The sequence below is a fragment of the Streptomyces sp. NPDC052721 genome (assembly GCF_040678315.1).
GTDB lineage: Bacteria > Actinomycetota > Actinomycetes > Streptomycetales > Streptomycetaceae > Streptomyces.
This window is the reverse complement of record NZ_JBFATL010000009.1, coordinates 1-19,330: the sequence shown is the minus strand read 5'-3', so window position 1 is coordinate 19,330 and position 19,330 is coordinate 1. Positions and strand designations below refer to the sequence as shown.

16 protein-coding genes are annotated in these 19,330 nt (G+C 71.8%); 9 read left to right on the top strand and 7 right to left on the bottom strand.

Going from position 1 to position 19,330, the window contains the following annotated elements; translation table 11 throughout:
• Positions 1-85: 85 nt before the first annotated feature.
• The 5 genes from AB0L21_RS11515 to AB0L21_RS11495 all read left to right on the top strand — a co-directional run bounded on the left by AB0L21_RS11515 (position 86) and on the right by AB0L21_RS11495 (position 7,463).
• The gene (locus AB0L21_RS11515) at positions 86-877 is read left to right on the top strand and encodes an ATP-binding cassette domain-containing protein (protein WP_171151880.1); all 792 of its coding nucleotides are present in this window, start codon (positions 86-88) and stop codon (positions 875-877) included.
• Complete coding sequence (locus AB0L21_RS11510) at positions 874-2,154, top strand: sugar ABC transporter permease (RefSeq protein WP_365701323.1); 1,281 nt, start codon at positions 874-876, stop codon at positions 2,152-2,154. The genes AB0L21_RS11515 and AB0L21_RS11510 overlap by 4 nt, the downstream gene beginning before the upstream one ends.
• Positions 2,155-2,348: 194 nt before the next feature.
• Positions 2,349-4,277, top strand: coding sequence for a 1-deoxy-D-xylulose-5-phosphate synthase (gene dxs, locus AB0L21_RS11505; RefSeq protein WP_365783532.1), 1,929 nt, complete (start codon positions 2,349-2,351; stop codon positions 4,275-4,277).
• Between the two features lie 138 nt (positions 4,278-4,415).
• On the top strand, positions 4,416-5,936 hold the full coding sequence (locus AB0L21_RS11500) for an amino acid permease (protein WP_365701327.1): 1,521 nt from the start codon (positions 4,416-4,418) through the stop codon (positions 5,934-5,936).
• Between the two features lie 72 nt (positions 5,937-6,008).
• The gene (locus AB0L21_RS11495; RefSeq protein ID WP_365783530.1) at positions 6,009-7,463 is read left to right on the top strand and encodes a glycosyltransferase family 39 protein; all 1,455 of its coding nucleotides are present in this window, start codon (positions 6,009-6,011) and stop codon (positions 7,461-7,463) included.
• A 543-nt stretch (positions 7,464-8,006) separates the two neighbouring features.
• Here AB0L21_RS11495 and AB0L21_RS11490 read toward each other — a convergent pair.
• On the bottom strand, positions 8,007-8,402 hold the full coding sequence (locus tag AB0L21_RS11490) for an NTP pyrophosphohydrolase (protein WP_365783528.1): 396 nt from the start codon (positions 8,400-8,402) through the stop codon (positions 8,007-8,009).
• A gap of 73 nt (positions 8,403-8,475) precedes the next feature.
• Between AB0L21_RS11490 and AB0L21_RS11485 the strand changes: the two genes are divergently transcribed.
• Both AB0L21_RS11485 and AB0L21_RS11480 read left to right on the top strand, forming a co-directional pair.
• Positions 8,476-9,492 (top strand): hypothetical protein, encoded by a 1,017-nt coding sequence (locus tag AB0L21_RS11485; protein ID WP_365783526.1) that lies wholly within the window; start codon positions 8,476-8,478, stop codon positions 9,490-9,492.
• A gap of 10 nt (positions 9,493-9,502) precedes the next feature.
• Positions 9,503-9,895: a hypothetical protein gene (locus AB0L21_RS11480; protein WP_365701358.1), complete on the top strand. Its 393-nt coding sequence runs from the start codon at positions 9,503-9,505 to the stop codon at positions 9,893-9,895.
• An 80-nt stretch (positions 9,896-9,975) separates the two neighbouring features.
• Here the strand turns inward: AB0L21_RS11480 and AB0L21_RS11475 are convergent, their stop codons facing one another.
• The 5 genes from AB0L21_RS11475 to AB0L21_RS11455 all read right to left on the bottom strand — a co-directional run bounded on the left by AB0L21_RS11475 (position 9,976) and on the right by AB0L21_RS11455 (position 16,855).
• Positions 9,976-12,105, bottom strand: coding sequence for a 3-hydroxyacyl-CoA dehydrogenase NAD-binding domain-containing protein (locus AB0L21_RS11475; protein WP_365701335.1), 2,130 nt, complete (start codon positions 12,103-12,105; stop codon positions 9,976-9,978).
• Positions 12,102-13,319 (bottom strand): acetyl-CoA C-acyltransferase, encoded by a 1,218-nt coding sequence (locus AB0L21_RS11470; RefSeq protein WP_365701337.1) that lies wholly within the window; start codon positions 13,317-13,319, stop codon positions 12,102-12,104. Before AB0L21_RS11470 ends, AB0L21_RS11475 begins: the two co-directional genes overlap by 4 nt.
• Before the next feature lie 486 nt (positions 13,320-13,805).
• Positions 13,806-15,095: a ribonuclease D gene (locus AB0L21_RS11465; protein ID WP_365701339.1), complete on the bottom strand. Its 1,290-nt coding sequence runs from the start codon at positions 15,093-15,095 to the stop codon at positions 13,806-13,808.
• A 147-nt stretch (positions 15,096-15,242) separates the two neighbouring features.
• Positions 15,243-15,902, bottom strand: coding sequence for a response regulator transcription factor (locus AB0L21_RS11460; RefSeq protein WP_014675646.1), 660 nt, complete (start codon positions 15,900-15,902; stop codon positions 15,243-15,245).
• A gap of 275 nt (positions 15,903-16,177) precedes the next feature.
• On the bottom strand, positions 16,178-16,855 hold the full coding sequence (locus AB0L21_RS11455) for a DUF3000 domain-containing protein (RefSeq protein ID WP_365701341.1): 678 nt from the start codon (positions 16,853-16,855) through the stop codon (positions 16,178-16,180).
• Positions 16,856-16,980: 125 nt separating this feature from the next.
• Between AB0L21_RS11455 and hemE the strand changes: the two genes are divergently transcribed.
• Positions 16,981-18,039 carry a uroporphyrinogen decarboxylase gene (gene hemE / locus AB0L21_RS11450; RefSeq protein ID WP_365783524.1) on the top strand — a complete coding sequence of 353 codons (1,059 nt, stop codon included), beginning with the start codon at positions 16,981-16,983 and terminating at the stop codon, positions 18,037-18,039.
• A 13-nt stretch (positions 18,040-18,052) separates the two neighbouring features.
• Here the strand turns inward: hemE and AB0L21_RS11445 are convergent, their stop codons facing one another.
• Positions 18,053-18,877, bottom strand: coding sequence for a rhomboid family intramembrane serine protease (locus AB0L21_RS11445; RefSeq protein WP_365701346.1), 825 nt, complete (start codon positions 18,875-18,877; stop codon positions 18,053-18,055).
• A 92-nt stretch (positions 18,878-18,969) separates the two neighbouring features.
• On the opposite strand from AB0L21_RS11445, the gene AB0L21_RS11440 reads away from it, so the two are divergent.
• The gene (locus AB0L21_RS11440) at positions 18,970-19,239 is read left to right on the top strand and encodes a hypothetical protein (protein ID WP_365701348.1); all 270 of its coding nucleotides are present in this window, start codon (positions 18,970-18,972) and stop codon (positions 19,237-19,239) included.
• Positions 19,240-19,330 lie beyond the last annotated feature (91 nt).

Sequence of the window (19,330 nt, the reverse complement as noted above, 5' to 3'; positions counted from 1 at the left end):
AGCACAACGGCGGGGCGCCGGACGGAACGCCCCTCACTCTTCATGTTCAACCTCCCGCCGGGGTCAGGCTCGGGCGGCGAAGGAGATGGTTCACGTGTCCGCTACGCCCGTGCTGGCGTTGCGCGGGGTCTCCAAGCGATTCGGTGCCGTTCAGGCGCTCACCGACGTAGAGCTTGAGGTCCACGCCGGAGAGGTGGTTGCCCTCGTCGGCGACAACGGCGCCGGCAAGTCCACCCTTGTCAAGACGATCGCGGGTGTGCACCCCATCGATGACGGTGTCATCGAGTGGGAAGGCCGCCCCGTCACGGTCAACCGGCCGCACGACGCTCAGAACCTGGGCATCGCGACGGTCTACCAGGACCTCGCCCTGTGCGACAACATCGACGTCGTCGGCAACCTGTTCCTCGGCCGTGAGATCAAGCGGCGCGGTGTCCTGGACGAGGTCGAGATGGAGCGCCGCTCGCGCGAACTGCTCCAGACGCTCTCCATCCGCATCCCCAGCGTGCGCATCCCGATCGCCTCGCTCTCCGGCGGTCAGCGCCAGGTCGTGGCCATCGCCCGCTCCATGCTCGGCGAGCCCAAGCTGGTCATCCTCGACGAGCCGACCGCCGCCCTCGGCGTCGAGCAGACCGCCCAGGTCCTCGACCTCGTCGAGCGGCTGCGCGAGCGCGGCCTCGCGGTCATCCTCATCAGCCACAACATGGCCGACGTGAAGGCCGTCGCCGACAAGGTCGCCGTCCTGCGGCTCGGTCGCAACAACGGCGTGTTCGAGGTCAAGACGACCTCGCAGGAAGAGATCATCTCCGCCATCACCGGCGCCACGGACAACGCCGTGACCCGTCGTGCGGCGCGCACCACCGCGGAGGCTCAGAAGTGAGCATCGACAAGACCCAGGCCGAGCCCGTCGACGCGCCCGCCGTCGCGGCCGACGCCGCCCCCGCCGTCGACCCCCGCCTGCTCGTGCGCGAACAGGGCTTCGCGGGCTATGTCGTCGAGTTCAAGCGCAAGATGCGCGCCGGCGACCTCGGCGCCCTGCCGGTCGTGGTCGGCCTCATCGCCATCTGCGCGATCTTCCAGAGCCTGAACTCCGCCTTCCTCGGCGCGGAGAACCTGAACAACATCTTCGTCGCCATGGTGGCCACCGGCATGATGTCGGTCGGCATCATCTTCGTGCTGCTGCTCGGCGAGATCGACCTCTCCGTCGGCTCCGTCTCCGGTGTCTCCTCGGCGATCACCGCCGTGATGAGCGTCACCCACGGCGTCAACGAGTGGCTCGCCGTCCTCACCGCCCTCGCGGCCGGCGCCGTCATCGGTGCCGTGCACGGCTTCTTCTTCGCCCGGATCGGCGCGCCCGCGTTCGCGGTGACCCTGGCCGGTCTGCTGTTCTGGAACGGCTTCATGCTCCAGATCCTGGGCTCGAACGGCACGATCAACCTCGACGGCGACGGCGTGGTCGGCAAGCTCACCACGTACTACTTCTCGGACGTGGCCGCCGCCTACACCCTGGCCTTCGTCGCGGTCGCCGGATACTTCCTGTCGGCCTTCCTCGGCAACCGCCGCCGCGCGGTCGCGGGCATCCCGTCCCGCCCGCTCAGCGACATCGTGCTGCGCACCGTGCTGCTCGCGGTCCCCGCGTTCGCCGTCGCGGTCATGTTCAACCAGTACAAGGGTCTGCCGCTCGCGGTGCTGCTCTTCGCGATCGTCCTGGTCGGCAGCGACTTCGTACTGCGCCGCACCGCGTACGGCCGCAAGGTCTTCGCGCTCGGCGGCAGCGTCGAGGCGTCCCGCCGCGCCGGTATCAACGTCACCCTGGTGCGCGTCTCGGTCTTCGCCATCGCGGGCTTCTTCGCCTCGGTCGGCGGTCTGTTCTGGGCCTCCAAGATCGCTGCCGCCAACCAGAGCGCCGGCTCCGGTGACCTGCTGATGAACGTCATCGCCGCGGCCGTCATCGGCGGCACCAGCCTCTTCGGCGGCCGGGGCCGCACCTGGAACGCGCTGCTCGGTGTCCTCGTGATCACGTCGATCCAGTACGGCCTCGCCCTCCAGGGCATCGCCACCCCGATCCAGTACATGATCACCGGTGGCGTGCTCCTCGCCACGGTCGTCATCGACTCGATCACCCGCAAGACCCAGAAGTCGGCCGGCCGCGCCTGAGCGCGCCCGACGCACCACGCCCTTGCCCGGCACCGGCCCACGGTGCCGGGCAAGGGCGTGTCCGGGCGGGTCACACGGGTACAGCCGTTCGCCCGAGTCATGACCCCCCGCCCGGCCATCGGGCGTGCGGACGGAACATTAGACTCGTCCAAGCCCGGCAACAGCTCGATCAGCTCTACTGCAAGGAGGCACGGGTGCCGCTGCTGACCCGCATCAGGGGACCGCGCGATCTGGACCGGCTCAGCCTGGAGGAGCTGGACCAGCTGGCGGAGGAGATCCGGACCTTCCTCGTCCAGGAGGTCTCCAAGACCGGCGGGCACCTGGGCCCCAACCTCGGTGTGGTGGAGCTGACCATCGCCCTGCACCGGGTCTTCGAGTCGCCGAAGGACAAGGTGCTGTGGGACACCGGCCACCAGTCCTATGTGCACAAGCTGCTCACCGGCCGGCAGGACTTCTCGAAGCTGAAGATGAAGGGCGGCCTGTCGGGCTACCCCTCGCAGGCCGAGTCCGAGCACGACGTCATCGAGAACAGCCACGCCTCCACCGTGCTCGGCTGGGCCGACGGCATCGCCAAGGCCAACCAGCTGCGTGAGCGGGACAGCCATGTCGTCGCCGTCATCGGTGACGGGGCCCTGACAGGCGGTATGGCCTGGGAGGCGCTCAACAACATCGCCGAGGCCAAGGACCGGCCGCTGGTCATCGTCGTCAACGACAACGAGCGCTCCTACGCCCCCACCATCGGCGGGCTCGCCAACCATCTGGCGACCCTGCGGACCACCGACGGCTACGAGCGCTTCCTGGCACGGACGAAGGACATCCTCGACCGCACCCCGGTCGTCGGCAAGCCCCTGTACGAGACCCTGCACGGCGCCAAGAAGGGGCTGAAGGACTTCATCGCCCCGCAGGGCATGTTCGAGGACCTCGGGCTGAAGTACGTCGGCCCGATCGACGGCCACGACATCGAGGCACTGGAGTCGGCGCTGGCCCGGGCCAAGCGGTTCGGCGGGCCGGTGATCGTGCACTGCCTGACCGAGAAGGGCCGCGGCTACCAGCCCGCCCTCCAGGACGAGGCCGACCGGTTCCACGCCGTCGGCAAGATCCACCCCGACACCGGGCTGCCGATCGCCTCCTCCGGCGCCGACTGGACCTCGGTCTTCGGCGAGGAGATGGTCAGGCTCGGCGAGGAGCGCGAGGACATCGTCGCCATCACGGCGGCCATGCTCCAGCCCGTGGGTCTCGACAAGTTCGCCAAGCGGTTCCCCGAGCGGGTGTACGACGTCGGGATCGCCGAGCAGCACGGCGCCGTCTCCGCCGCCGGCCTCGCCTACGCCGGGCTCCACCCGGTCTTCGCCGTGTACGCCACCTTCCTCAACCGCGCCTTCGACCAGGTCCTCATGGACGTGGCCCTGCACAAGTGCGGCGTCACCTTCGTGCTCGACCGGGCCGGCATCACCGGCACCGACGGCGCCTCGCACAACGGCATGTGGGACATGTCGATCCTCCAGGTGGTGCCCGGGCTGCGGCTCGCCGCGCCGCGCGACGCCGACCAGGTGCGGGCCCAGCTGCGCGAGGCCGTCGCCGTCGAGGACGCGCCGACCGTGGTGCGCTTCTCCAAGGGCGCCGTCGGCCCCGCCGTGCCCGCCGTGGGGCGGATCGGAGGCATGGACGTGCTCCGGGAGCCGGGCACCGACCGGCCGGACGTGCTGCTGGTCTCCGTCGGCGCCCTCGCCCCGATGTGCCTGGAGATCGCCGGGCTGCTGGACAAGCAGGGCATCTCCACCACCGTGGTCGACCCCCGCTGGGTCAAGCCCGTCGACGAGGCCATGGCCCCACTGGCCGAACGGCACCGGGTCGTCGTCACGGTCGAGGACAACAGCCGCGTCGGCGGTGTCGGCTCCGCCGTCGCCCAGGCCCTGAGGGACGCGGGCGTGGACGTGCCGCTGCGTGACTTCGGCATCCCGCCGCGCTTCCTCGACCACGCCTCCCGCGCCGAAGTCATGGCCGAGATCGGGCTGACCGCCCCCGACATCGCCCGCCAGGTCACCGGGCTCGTCTCCAAGCTGGACGGGCGGTTCGACCGTACGGCCGGTGCCGTGGACTCCGTGGAGCCCGCCCGCGACTAGGAAACGCCCCCACGGGCCGGTTCCGCCGCTTCTCCCGGTGGCGGAACCGGCCCGTTTGCGTGAACCTGCCTTTGCCGGGGAATACGCACCGCGGCCCTCTCGATCATGTCGAGGTCGACAAGCGTGGGAGGTAGGTACGTGAGCAACGCGCTGTTCCGGACGAAAAACGTCGAGCAGTCCATCCTGGACACCGAGGAACCCGAACATTCGCTCAGGAAGTCACTGACCGCCCTTGACCTGACCGTGTTCGGCGTCGGTGTCATCATCGGCACCGGCATCTTCGTCCTCACCGGCACGGCGGCGAAGAACACCGCCGGCCCCGCCGTGTCCCTGTCCTTCGTCGTGGCCGGTGTCGTCTGCGCGCTCGCCGCCCTCTGCTACGCCGAGTTCGCCTCCACCGTCCCCGTGGCGGGCTCCGCCTACACCTTCTCCTACGCCTCGCTCGGTGAACTCCCCGCCTGGATCATCGGCTGGGACCTCGTCCTGGAACTCGCGCTCGGCACGGCGGTGGTCGCGGTCGGATGGTCCGGCTACATAGCCTCGCTGCTCGACAACGTGGGCTGGCACCTGCCCCAGGCCCTCTCCGGCCGGGACGGCGCCACCGGCTTCGGCTTCGACATCCTCGCCGCGGCCCTCGTCCTGGTGCTCACCGCCATCCTCGTCGTCGGCATGAAGCTGTCCGCGCGGGTCACCTCCGTGGTCGTCGCGATCAAGGTGACCGTGGTCCTCGTCGTGATCATCGCCGGTGCCTTCTTCGTGAAGAGCGGCAACTACGACCCGTTCATCCCGAAGGCGCAGTCCGCCGAGGCGGCCGGGAACCTCAAGGCCCCCCTGATCCAGCTGATGTTCGGCTGGGCGCCCTCGGACTTCGGCGTCATGGGCATCTTCACCGCGGCCTCCGTGGTGTTCTTCGCGTTCATCGGCTTCGACGTCGTCGCCACCGCCGCCGAGGAGACCCGCAACCCGCAGCGCGACGTCCCGCGCGGCATCCTGGGCTCCCTGATCATCTGCACCGCCCTCTACGTCGCCGTGGCGATCGTCGTCACCGGCATGCAGAAGTACAGCGCGCTGTCCGTGAAGGCCCCCCTCGCCGACGCGTTCAAGGCCACCGGGCACCCCTGGTACGCGGGCCTGATCAGCTTCGGCGCCGCCGTCGGACTGACCACCGTGTGCATGATCCTGCTGCTCGGCCAGTCCCGGGTCTTCTTCGCCATGAGCCGCGACGGGCTCCTGCCCCGCTTCTTCTCCCATACCCACCCGCGGTTCCGCACCCCGTACCGGTCCACCATCCTGCTCGGCGGCGTCATCGCGATCGTCGCGGGCTTCACCAGCCTCAGCGAACTCGCCGAACTGGTGAACATCGGCACGCTGTTCGCGTTCGTCGTCGTCGCCCTCAGCGTCATCATCCTGCGCAAGTCCCGCCCGGACCTGCACCGCGCCTTCCGCACCCCGTGGGTCCCGGTCGTCCCGATCCTGTCCGTGTGCGCCTCGCTGTGGCTGATGCTCAACCTGCCCGCCGAGACCTGGATCCGGTTCGCCATCTGGATGGTCATCGGCTTCTTCGTCTACTTCCTCTACGGCCGCTCGCACAGCCGCCTCGGCCGGCACGAGGAGACCACGGTCAGCGAGGCCATGCGCCCGCCGAAGACGACCGAGTAACCCGCACACTCGCGCACCGGCCCCGTATGTCCCGCTTCGGCTGGGACGGCGGGGCCGGATAGCGTGCGGACCATGCTTGCCGCCCCGCTCGCCCCCGCACGGACCACGGTCACCCGGACGGCGTACTGGGCCCGGCTGCTGCCCCTCCTGGCGACCCTGGCCTGCGTCACCCGGATCCCCTCCTTCCGCCGGCCGCTGTGGAACCCGGACGAGGGCTTCCTCGCCGTACAGGCACGCCTGCTCGCCCAGGGCGGGGAGCTGTACGACACGGTCGTGGACCGCAAGCCGCCCCTGCTGCCCTGGCTCTACCAGGCCGCGTTCATGCTCTGCGGCTCCGGCTCCCTGACGCCGCTGCGCGTGCTCGCCGTCCTCGCCCAGCTGCTCACCGCCGCCCTGCTGGCCTCCCTGGCCCGCCGCCGCTGGGGCGAGCGCGCCGGCCGCACCGCCGGGGTGCTGTATCTGCTGGTCTCCGTCGGGCTCAACCCCGAGGACGCGCAGGCCGCCACCTTCGAGGTGTTCATGCTGCCCTGGACGGCCGCCGCCCTGTGGTTCGCCGACCGGGGCCGCTGGGGCGCCGCCGGGGCCGCGGTCGCCGCCGCGTTCCTCACCAAGCAGACCGGCGGCGCGGTGCTGCTGCCGGTGGTCTGGCTGCTGCACCAGCGGGGCGGCACCCGCGCGGGCCTGCCACGGCTCGCGGCCGGCTGTGCCGCACCCGTGCTCGCCGCGGCCCTGGCGACGGACCCGGCCGGCTTCCTGTTCTGGACGGTGACCGGCTCCGCCGCCTACGCCTCCGTCACCGGCTCCGAACTCCACGTCCTGGCCCGCGCGCTCACCAACGCGGGGATCCTGGCGGTGGCGTCGGCGGGGCTGCTCCCACCGGTCGTACGGGCCCTGCGGGACGTCCGGGCCGGAGCGGCCGAGGTGTGGCTGTGGCTGTGGCTGGCCTCCTCGGTGGCCGCCGTGGCCCTCGGCTGCCACTTCTTCGGCCACTACTACCTGCAACTCACCCCACCGCTCGCCCTGCTGGCCACCGCCGCGCTGCACGTCCTGCCCCGCGACGGGCACACGGCCGCCGTGCTCACCTCGGCCTGCTGCTGCGCCGTCTTCGTCGGCTGGGGCCTGCTCGCCCCGCGCCCCGAACTCGCGCACGCCGAACGGCTGGCGGCGGCCCTCGCGCACCGCACGGCACCCGCCGACCGGGTCCTCGTCTGGGGGATACACCCGGAGACGTACTGGCTGGCCGGCCGCACCCCCGCCACCCGCTACCTCACCGCGGGCCTGCTCACCAACTACAGCGGCGGCCGGGACGGCCCCCAGGTCGGCGAGAAGTACGCCGTCGCCGGCGCCTGGCCGGTCTTCCGGCGCGAGATGACCGCGCACGCCCCCGCCCTCGTCGTCGACGACTCCCGCGGCAAGCCGTACGCCCCCGCCCGCCTCCCCACCCTGCACCGCCTCCTGACGGCGGGTTACACGGAGGTGGCCAGAGTGGACGGCGCCGTGCTGTACGCCCGGGTACCGGAGGGCTAGCGGTGGCCTCCCGGCTCCGGGACCGGGTGCCGGTGGGCGGGCGTGCTCCGGACCTGTACCGGGGGAACATGGCTCGGCGCAGGCCCGTAGGCGGGCGGAGCCCGGCCGGGGCCGATGGCGGCCCTCCGGCGTCAGGACCGCCTGCCGGTGGGCCGATGGTGGCTTTCCGGCTCTGGGCCCAGGTGCCGGTGGGCGGGCGGGTTTGCTTTGGGCCTGTGCTGCGGGCTGGCCGGGGACCGCTGGCGCGGCGGGCGGCCCCTGGGTGCGGGTGGACAGGGGGGGCAGGGGTCGGCGTAGGGCCGTAGGCGGGCGGAGCCTGGCCGGGGGGGGGCTGGTGAGGGTCTCCCGGGCGCCGGGCCGGCGTTCGGTGGGCCGGTGGTGGCCTTCCGGCTTCGGGACCGGGTGCCGCGTGCTGGGTCCGAGAGGGGGCGAGCAGCGGGACAGGGGTCGGCGTAGGGCCGTTGGCGCGCGGACGCCGGCCGGCGGGCCGGCGGTGGTCTCCCGGGCGCCGGGCACCGGCTCCCGGTGGGCCGGCGGCGCCGGTCAGTTCAGGACCGTGCGGGGGCCGGTCACCTCCGCGCCCAGGGCCGTCACGCGGCGGCGCAGTTCGCGGTCGGCGGTCACCACCAGGCGGGACCGGCCGGAGTTCTCGGCGGTCAGCTCCACGATCCGGTCGTCTCCGCTGCCCGGCGCCGACTCCACCCGCACGCCCGGTACGGATGTCACGCCCCGGGCCGCGCCCTCGACCACGAGCACGATCTCCACGGGCCCCGTACGCCCGGGCAGGCCCTCGCTCGCCAGCCGGTCCCGCAGCCGCTCGGCCGCCCCCTTGCGGTCCCGCCACCAGCCGTCGGGCCGCGAGCCGACGACGTTCGCGCCGTCCACCACGACGAGCAGAGGGGAGGAGGAAGGGGAAACGGGGTCGAGGGGGTCGGTCATGGACCCAGGGTCCCATGCCCCGTGGCCGGGGGCCGGGCCCCGGGGGCGGTCCCGAGCGCCTTAAAGTGAACCGGTGAACGGCGACTGGCTCCTACGCGGCCGAGACGGCCGGCTCAGTGCGTACCAGCTGTCGGGCGACGCCGTCCTGTGCCGGGCGGAGCGCGGCCCCCGCGGCCCCTGGTCCGCCCCGCGCAAGGTCGGCGGCGAGCAGAAACTGCACACCGTCCTGGCGGTCGGCCAGGGCGCCGACGGCTATGCCCACCTGGTCTCCTGGCGGCCCACCGTCAAGGGCGAGTCCGGGCTGGTGCACTCCACGCACTTCCGCCCGCACCTGGCGGCCCTGGACTGGAACCCGATCGGCCACCCGGACAAGAAGGGCGACCGCACCGGCACGCCCGCCGTCGCGGTGGACGCCCAGGGCCGCGCCCATGTCTTCGTCCGCAACAAGGGCGGCGGAGTCAGCCTGCTCGCCCAGAAGGAGAAGGGCGGCTGGGACCCCTGGCGTGACCTCAAGGGCAAGGAGGTCCAGGACGGACTCGCGGCGGTCACGGGGGAGTCCGGCAGGGTCGAGCTGTACGCGGCCGTGCCGCAGGGCCTGCTGTACTGGCGTCAGGAGGAGCCGGGTGCCCAGCCCGTGCTCCAGGAGGCGCTGCAGGCCCCGGTCCGCCCGGGCACCCTGCGCGCCCTGGCCACGTCCCCGGACCGTACGACCGTGTTCTACACCGACACCTCCGGCGACCTGTGCGCCTGGCGTCCGGGCGGCAAGCCGGTCACCCTGCTGCCCGCGGCCGGCCCCGGCCCGGTGTCGGCGGTCCGCTGCGGCCTGGACGGCCACGACTGCACCCTGCTGGTCCAGCGGACCGTGAGCCGCCGGGTCGCCTTCGCCGCGTACCCGACCGAGCTGGAGTCGGCGGGCGCCTGGTGGACCGAGTCGGGCCCCGAACTCCCGCTGGACGCGCTGGTGTCCCTCACGACGGACGAGGACGACCGGGTGGTGGCGGCAACGCTGTCCCCGTCGACCGGACGGCTCCTGCTGACCCGGCGCAAGGACGAGCCGGGGCTGGCGCTGGAGGCGTGGCGGGAGATCTGAGTGCGCCATGATGGCCGTCGTGGACACCGAGACACTCATCGACGCCTGGCGGCGTCTCCTCGCCGGATCCGGAAAACCGTGGGTGCTGTTCGAGCACGGCACGTGCGTGGTGCTGGAGGAGCCAGGGGGAGGGCTCGCTGACCGGGCCACCGAGATCCTGCGCGAGTACGGTCCCGTGAGCGTGGGCGGTCCGGCGGGCGACTTCCGTGTGCTCGAACTGAAGAACGGTGAGGGCTGGCTGGTGACGGGCCACCATCCCGACGTCGTCACCTTCGTCGCCCTTGAGGAGTCCGAGGACCCCTCGCACCTGGCCGTGGGCATCCTCGGGCGCTCCCGCCGCGACCGGGACGGCAGGGATCTCCACGTCGTCCACGTCGAGGACGGCCGCCCCGCCGAGGGCTGAGCCTGAAGACGGTACACGGAGAACGCCGGGTGCCCGCACCCCGGCGGGAGTGCGGGCACCCGGCGTTCACCGGCGGAGCGTCACGCCGGGACGCTCGCCACGCCCGGAGCCAGGAACCGCTTGCCGTTGACGCGCTCGCTGACACCCTCACGGTCCAGGTACGGCGTGATGCCGCCCAGGTGGAAGGGCCAGCCGGCGCCCGTGATCAGGCACAGGTCGATGTCCTGGGCCTCGGCGACGACGCCCTCGTCGAGCATGAGCCCGATCTCCTGCGCGACCGCGTCCAGCACCCGCGCCCGTACCTGCTCCTCGGTCAGCACGACATCGCCCTGCTTGAGCAGCGCGGCGACCTCCGGGTCCAGTTCCGGCTTGCCGCTGTCGTAGACGTAGAAGCCGCGCTTGCCCGCTTCCACGACCGCCTTGAGGTTCGGGGAGACCGTGAAGCGGTCCGGGAACGCGCCGTGCAGCGTCTCGGAGACGTGCAGACCGATCGCGGGGCCGACCAGTTCCAGCAGCACCAGCGGGGACATCGGCAGACCGAGCGGCTCGACGGCCTTCTCGGCGACCTCGACCGGGGTGCCCTCGTCGATGACGTTCTGGATCTCGCCCATGAAGCGGGTCAGGATGCGGTTCACGACGAACGCCGGGGCGTCCTTGACCAGCACCGCGGTCTTCTTCAGCTTCTTGGCGACGGCGAACGCGGTCGCGAGGGACGCGTCGTCGGTCTTCTCGCCGCGGACGATCTCCAGCAGCGGCAGGACGGCCACCGGGTTGAAGAAGTGGAAGCCCACGACCCGCTCGGGGTTCCTGAGCTTCGAGGCCATCTCCGTCACCGACAGGGAGGAGGTGTTGGTGGCGAGGATCGCGTGCGCCGGGGCGACGGCCTCGACCTCCGCGAACACCTGCTGCTTGACGCCGATCTCCTCGAACACGGCCTCGATGATGAAGTCCGCGTCGGAGAAGCCCTCCGCCTTGTCCAGGACGCCGGTCACCAGCGCCTTGAGGCGGTTGGCCTTGTCCTGGTTGATCCGGCCCTTGCCGAGCAGCTTGTCGATCTCGGCGTGGACGTAGCCCACACCCTTGTCGACCCGCTCCTGGTCGATGTCGGTCAGCACGACCGGCACCTCCAGGCGGCGCAGGAAGAGGAGCGCCAGCTGGGAGGCCATGAGGCCCGCGCCGACCACGCCCACCTTGGTGACGGGGCGCGCCAGGTTCTTGTCCGGGGCGCCGGCGGGACGCTTGCCGCGCTTCTGCACGAGGTTGAACGCGTAGATGCCGGCGCGCAGTTCACCGCCCATGATCAGGTCGGCGAGGGCCTGGTCCTCGGCGTCGAAGCCCTGCTGGAGGTCCTCGTTCTTGGCGGCGGCGATGATGTCGAGGGCGCGGTAGGCGGCCGGGGCCGCGCCGTGCACCTTGGAGTCCGCGATGAACCGGCCCTTGGCGACGGCCTGGTCCCAGGCCTCGCCGCGGTCGATCACCGGGCGTTCGACCTTGACGTCGCCCTTGAGCACCTGGGCGGTCCAGATCAGCGACTGCTCCAGGAAGTCGGCACCCTCGAAGATCGCGTCGGCGATCCCGAGGTCGAAGACCTGCTGGCCCTTGAGCTGCTTGTTCTGGTTGAGCGAGTTCTCGATGATGACCGAGACGGCCTTCTCGGCACCGATCAGGTTCGGCAGGAGCGTGCAGCCGCCCCAGCCGGGCACCAGGCCGAGGAAGACCTCGGGCAGCGAGAACGCCGGGATCGCCTTGGAGACGGTGCGGTAGCCGCAGTGCAGGCCGACCTCGACGCCGCCGCCCATGGCGGCACCGTTGTAGTAGGCGAAGGTCGGCACGGCCAGACCCGCGAGGCGCTTGAAGACCTCGTGGCCGCCCTTGCCGATGGCGAGCGCGTGCTCGTGCTCCTTCAGCAGCTCGACGCCCTTGAGGTCGGCGCCGACCGCGAAGATGAACGGCTTGCCGGTGATGCCGACACCGACGATCTCACCCTCGGCCGCCTCCTTCTCGACCTGGTCGATCGCGGTGTTGAGGTTCGCGAGCGAGGCGGGGCCGAAGGTGGTCGGCTTGGTGTGGTCCAGGCCGTTGTCCAGGGTGATCAGCGCGAAGCGGCCCGCGCCGAAGGGGAGGTCGAAGTGGCGCACGTGCGCGCTGGTGACGACCTCGTCGGGGAACAGGTCCGAGGCCTGCTTCAGAAGCTCGGCGGTGGTGCTCACTTGTCCCCCTCGAAGTGCGGGTTCTCCCAGATGACCGTCGCGCCCATGCCGAAGCCGACGCACATGGTGGTCAGGCCGTAGCGGACGTGCGGCTGCTCCTCGAACTGGCGGGCCAGCTGCGTCATCAGGCGGACGCCGGAGGAGGCCAGCGGGTGGCCGAAGGCGATGGCGCCGCCGTACTGGTTGACGCGCTCGTCGTCGTCCGCGATGCCGTAGTGGTCGAGGAAGGCCAGCACCTGCACGGCGAAGGCCTCGTTGATCTCGAACAGGCCGATGTCGGAGATGGACAGGCCCGCCTTGGCGAGGGCCTTCTCCGTGGCCGGGATCGGGCCGTAGCCCATGACCTCCGGCTCGACGCCCGCGAAGGCGTACGACACCAGGCGCATCTTGACCGGCAGGCCGTTCTCGCGGGCGAAGTCCTCGCTCGCGATGATCGACGCGGTGGCGCCGTCGTTGAGACCGGCTGCGTTACCGGCGGTGACCCGGCCGTGCACGCGGAACGGCGTCTTGAGGTTCGCCAGGCTCTCCAGCGTGGTCCCCGGGCGCATCGGCTCGTCGGCGGTGACCAGGCCCCAGCCGGTCTCGCCGGCCTCCGCGTTGGTCCGGCGCACCGAGATCGGCACCAGGTCCTGCTGGATCTTGCCGTTGGCGTACGCCTTGGCGGCCTTCTCCTGCGAGCGCACCGCGTACTCGTCGGCGCGCAGCTTGGTGATCTGCGGGTAGCGGTCGTGCAGGTTCTCCGCGGTCATGCCCATGAACAGGGCCGACTCGTCCACCAGCTTCTCGCTCACGAACCGCGGGTTCGGGTCGACGCCCTCGCCCATGGGGTGGCGGCCCATGTGCTCGACGCCACCGGCGATGACGGCGTCGTAGGCGCCGAAGGCGATCGAACCGGCGGTGGTCGTCACGGCGGTCAGGGCGCCGGCACACATGCGGTCGATGGAGTAACCGGGCACGGACTGCGGCAGTCCGGCGAGGATCCCGGCGGTACGGCCGAGGGTCAGACCCTGGTCACCGATCTGGGTGGTCGCCGCGATCGCGACCTCGTCGATCTTCTTCGGGTCCAGGCCGGGGTTGCGGCGCAGCAGCTCCCGGATCGCCTTCACGACAAGGTCGTCGGCGCGGGTCTCGTGGTAGATGCCCTTCGGGCCCGCCTTGCCGAACGGGGTACGGACGCCGTCGACGAAGACGACGTCCCTGACGGTACGAGGCACGATGGCTCTCCTCCTGTGCGGGATGGCACTGCTGCGTTGCGCTGAGCGCGCGCTCAGACCCATGCTACTTATGAGTAACGTAGCTGCACAGTCCCCGAGGCGCGAGCGGCGAAGGTCACACGAGGACACCGGCGCCGAAGCGTCCCCGAGGGGTGCGCGGGGCTGTGCCGTTGCGCGGCGCCGCCGCCCGGGCACGTCGAGCGGCGTGGCACGGCATGCGAGTGGGGCGGCGCAGCCAGGGCGCGCACCCCGTCGCCCGCGCCTCCGCGTCCGAAGGGGAAGCCGGTCGCCGTTCGAAGGGGAAGCCGGTCGCCGCCTGCCACGCCCCGGCCGGGAGCGAGCCGCCGATGGGCCCGCCACGCCGCCGCACCTCAGGATCTTGGCGTGATCTCGACGTCCCTTTCCCGCTTCCGCGGAACCGGGGACGCCGACGGGGAGATCATCTCCGCGGGCACGGTCCCGGAGACCGGGCGCCGAGGCGACGCCTCACGCGCCCTTCGCCGACAGCGCGTCCACCAGCACCGGCGTGACCAGCTCGATCTGCCAGGGCCGCGCGCCGTACCCGGCCAGCGCGGCACCCACGGACTCCTCGTCGGGAGACGTCGGCGGCTCCCAGCACAGCCGCCGCACCGTGTCCGGAGAGATCACGTTCTCCTGAGGCATATTGAGCCGCTCGGCCAGCGATGACACCCCCGCCCGGGCCGCGGACAACCGAGCCGCGGCGGCCGGATCCTTGTCGGCCCAGGCCCGGGGCGGCGGAGGCCCCGTCACGGGCTGCCCCGGCTGCGGCAGCGCACTGTCGGGAAGGGCCTTGGCCCGGTCCACCGCGGCCTGCCACTGCTCCAGCTGCCGCCGCCCCATCCGGTGCCCGAACCCGTTCAGCCCGGCGAGGACGTGCACATTGCCCGGCAGGGCCAGCGCCGCCTCCACGATGGCCGTGTCGCTCAGCACCTTCCCCGGCGACACGTCCCGCCGCTGCGCGATCCGGTCCCGTGTCTGCCACAGCTCGCGCACGACCGCGAGCTGCCGGCGCCGGCGCACCTTGTGCATCCCGGACGTGCGGCGCCAGGGGTCCTTCCGCGGCTCGGCCGGCGGCGCGGACGCGATCGCGTCGAACTCCTGGAGCGCCCACTCCAGCTTGCCCTGCCGGTCCAGCTCCTTCTCCAGGGCGTCCCGCAGGTCGACGAGCAGCTCGACGTCGAGCGCGGCGTACCGCAGCCAGGGCTCGGGCAGCGGGCGGGTCGACCAGTCGACGGCGGAGTGGCCCTTCTCCAGCACGAACCCGAGGACGCCCTCCACCATGGCGCCGAGACCGACCCGGGGGAAGCCGGCGAGCCGGCCGGCCAGCTCGGTGTCGAACAGGCGGGTCGGGACCATGCCTATCTCGCGCAGGCACGGCAGGTCCTGGGTGGCCGCGTGCAGCACCCACTCGACGCCGGACAGGGCCTCGCCGAGGCCGGACAGGTCGGGGCAGGCGACGGGGTCGATCAGCGCGGTACCGGCGCCCTCGCGGCGCAGCTGCACCAGGTAGGCGCGCTGCCCGTAGCGGTAGCCGGAGGCGCGCTCGGCGTCCACGGCGACCGGCCCGGTGCCGGCGGCGAAGGCGGCGGTCACCCGGTCGAGGGCCGCCTCGTCGGCGATCACGGGCGGAATGCCCTCGCGCGGTTCCAGCAACGGAGTCGGCGCCCCCGTCACAGAAGAACCCGCGTCGTCCGGAGGGGTGCCTCCGGTGGTGCGCAGGGAACTGTCTGCTGCGGTGTCTTGGGCGTCGGTCACCTGTCAAGGGTATCCGTGTGTGGACCGCGCCCGTCGACGGAACGTTCCGTCGACGGGCGCGAGAGGGGCGTAAACCAGTCAGCTCGGGGCAAGGGCTGGTTCACATGAGTGAATGCCGGATCCGCCGAAGGGGGGCGTCCGGTGGGCTCAGTGGATGATCCCGGTGCGCAGGGCCACGGCCACCATGCCGGCCCGGTCGCCCGTCCCCAGCTTGCGGGCGATGCGGGCGAGGTGGCTCTTCACGGTCAGGGCGGACAGGCCCATGGAGACGCCGATCGCCTTGTTCGACTGGCCCTCCGCGACCAGCCGCAGCACCTCGACCTCGCGTCCGGACAGCTCCCGGTAGCCGCCCGGGTGGCTCGGGGCACCCGGGGGGCGGCGGTGCATACGGGCGGCGGCGCCGAGGGGAGCGGCGCCGGGCCGGGCGGGGAGCCCGATGTTGGTGCGGGTACCGGTGACGACATAGCCCTTGACCCCGCCGGCCAGCGCGTTGCGGACCGCGCCGATGTCGTCGGCGGCGGAGAGCGCGAGTCCGTTGGGCCAGCCCGCGGCGCGGGTCTCGGACAGCAGGGTCAGGCCGGAGCCGTCGGGCAGATGGACGTCGGCGACGCAGATGTCGCGGGGGTTGCCGATGCGGGGACGAGCCTCCGCGATGGACGAGGCCTCGATGACATCACGCACGCCGAGCGCCCACAGATGACGCGTGACGGTGGAGCGGACGCGCGGGTCGGCCACGACCACCATGGCGGTCGGCTTGTTCGGGCGGTAGGCGACCAGGCTTGCGGGTTGCTCGAGGAGAACGGACACCAGGCCTCCTGGGTGGGGGGACGGGGCCGGCTTGTGGGGATGAAGCCGGGACGAACTGTGCTTTCAAGGTCACAGTCGTCTTCGGCAGCAAACTCGTCCGCCTTTAGAGAATGATCACGATCTAGTGAGTAACAATCTGGGCAATTCGGACACACGGTCGATCATTCGAGGATCAAGTCGGTTCGAGCGGGTGCGATTCGAGTGCGGAAAATGGCCGTATCGACAAAGAGATGGTCAACGGGGAGTCGCGCGGCGACCTGTCACCGGGACTGCGGTCACCTGGACTGAGGGCCCCGGCGCTGCGGCAGGGTCACCACCGACGCGTCCCCCGGCCCGGCCGGCGGCAGACCCGCGACCTGCGCCAGCAGATCGCACCAGGAGGCCAGGTGGGCGGCCGCGTCCGGCACCCCGCCCAGGCCCTCGCGGGGCGTCCAGGACGCCCGGATCTCGATCTGCGAGGCCGCCGGCCGCTCGGCCAGCCCGCCGAAGTAGTGCGAGCTGGCACGCGTGATCGTGCCGCTCGGCTCGCCGTAGCCCAGCCCGCGCGCCGCCAGCGCCCCGGTCAGCCACGACCAGCACACCTCCGGCAGCAGCGGATCGGCCGCCATCTCCGGCTCCAGCTCCGCGCGCACCAGCGTCACCAGGCGGAACGTCCCCCGCCAGGCGTCGTGCCCGGCCGGGTCGTGCAGCAGTACCAGCCGCCCGTCGGCCAGCTCCTGCTCGCCGTCGACCACCACCGCCTCCAGCGCGTACGCGTAGGGGGCGAGCCGCTGCGGGGCGGGCGTCGGCTCCACTTCGACCTGCGGCCGCAGCCGGCTGCCGCGCAGGGCCTCGACCGCGGTGCGGAAAGCCGGCGGACCCGAGGCACCGGAGTGCCCGTCCGCCTCCTCGGTGTCCTTCACGTCGCCCGTTCCGTCAGCGCTGTCCGACATTCGTCCGTGAGCCGCAGCCATGCGGGGAAGAGTAAGGGGAACCGGGGCGTCGTGCAGGGCAAGACACCCCCTGCGGCCTTCGCGGCTGCGCCCGGCCGGCGGGACACCGGCCGGGTCCCTGTGCGACGGCATGCGAAACTTGCCTCGTGACCGCCAATGACACCCCGCAGCCGACAGCGACGTACGACAGCGCCTTCCTCAAGGCGTGCAGGCGCGAGCCCGTGCCGCACACCCCGGTGTGGTTCATGCGCCAGGCCGGCCGCTCCCTGCCGGAGTACCGCAAGGTGCGCGAGGGCGTTCCCATGCTGGAGTCCTGCATGCGGCCCGAGCTGGTCACCGAGATCACCCTCCAGCCGGTGCGCCGGCACGACGTGGACGCGGCGATCTTCTTCAGCGACATCGTCGTCCCGCTGAAGGCCATCGGCCTCGACCTCGACATCAAGCCCGGCGTCGGCCCGGTCGTCGAACAGCCGATCCGCACCCGCGCCGACCTGGCCCGGCTGCGCGACCTCGCGCCCGAGGACGTCCCCTACGTCACCGAGGCCATCGGCCTGCTCACCCGCGAACTGGGCGCCACCCCGCTGATCGGATTCGCGGGCGCGCCTTTCACCCTCGCGAGCTACCTGGTCGAGGGCGGTCCCTCGCGCACGTACGAGAACGCCAAGGCGATGATGTACGGCGACCCCGGGCTGTGGGCCGACCTGCTGGACCGCCTCGCCGACATCACGGCCGCCTTCCTGAAGGTCCAGATCGAGGCCGGCGCGAGCGCCGTCCAGCTCTTCGACTCCTGGGCCGGCGCCCTGGCCCCGGCGGACTACCGGACGTCGGTCATGCCGGCATCCGCGAAGGTCTTCGACGCGGTCGCCGGATACGGCGTCCCACGCATCCACTTCGGCGTCGGCACCGGCGAGCTGCTGAAGCTCATGGGCGAGGCCGGCGCGGACGTCGTCGGCGTCGACTGGCGCGTCCCGCTGGACGAGGCCCAGCGCCGCGTCGGCCCCGGCAAGGCGCTCCAGGGCAACCTGGACCCGACCGTGCTGTTCACCGACAAGGACACCGTCGCCGCCAAGGCCCGCGAGGTGCTCGACGCCGCCGCCGGCCTGGAGGGCCACGTCTTCAACCTCGGCCACGGCGTCATGCCGAACACCGACCCGGACGCGCTGACCCGGCTCGTCGAGTACGTCCACACCGCCACCGCGCGCTGAGCCGCCCGCCGGCTCACCACGTGTAATGGGGCCGCGCCCGCCTGCCGAACAGCAGGCCGGGCGGCTCCGGCGGGGGCGGCGTGCCCGGCTTGAGCGGCCAGGCCAGCAGCATGCCCGCCACGAAGCCGACCACGTGCGCCGCGTACGCCACCGTGCCGGCGCCGGCCACCCCGTGCCCGGACGAGTACACCGCCTGGAGCCCGAACCAGAAGCCCAGCACCAGCCAGGCGGGCAGCCTGAGCGGCAGGAAGACCAGGAACGGCACCAGGACCCACACCCTGGCCCGCGGGTACAGCACCAGATAGGCGCCGAGGACGCCGGCGATCGCGCCGGACGCGCCGATCAGGGGGTCGGAGGACGAGGCGTTGAGCAGCGCGAAGCCGTAGCCGGCCGCGTAACCGCAGACGACGTAGAAGAGGAAGTAGCGGATGTGGCCCATCCGGTCCTCGACGTTGTTGCCGAAGATCAGCAGGAACAGCATGTTGCCCAGCAGGTGCAGCCAGCCGCCGTGCAGGAACATCGCCGTGAAGACCGACAGCGGCGGGGACTTGTCGTAAGAGGGTGGCCCGACGACGCAGCCCGGGCCGCCGGGGCCCACGCCGACGTCCCCGGTCGGGACGAGCCGGGGCATCTGATGGTGGATCAGTTCCCGGGGGACCGCGGCGTAGTGGTCCATGAAGGCCTGCAGATGGCAGAGCTGCGCAAGCTCACTGCTGCCGGCCACGGAACCGGCTGTGCCGGGCGTGGTGACGAACACCAGCACATTGGCGGCGATGAGGGCGTACGTCACCCAGGGGGTGCGGCGCACCGGGTTCACGTCATGGACGGGGATGACCACACAGAAGTAGTGCCCGCGATCGGGCGTACGAATCGGTGAACGCCGCCGGGCACGTGTGCGTATCTCTGCTCAACCGACGTGAGGAACAGGCGATGACGAACACTCCGCAGGTTTCGGCGATGCATGCTCTGCCCGACGGTGAGGCGGAGATCTCTCTGGTCGTACGGCTCCCCTGGGAGGACGTCGCGCGGCTCGGTCAGGAGGCGGGCCGGCTCGCCTCGCAGATGCAGCGGCCCGTGACGCTGGACGAGGCGGTGAGTTACCGGCTGCGGTCCACCCGGCCGCCGGCGTCCCACGCGAAGCCCTCCGGGGAGCAGCCGGCGGCGGTTTCGGCCCTGCCGCGGATCACCGGGACGGCCTAGGTGTGCTGTCCCGGGACGTTGGTGACACGCGTGCTGGGTGCTTGAACAGGTGAGGGCCTTCTGGGTTCGGTGTGGATTGCGAAATCTGCAC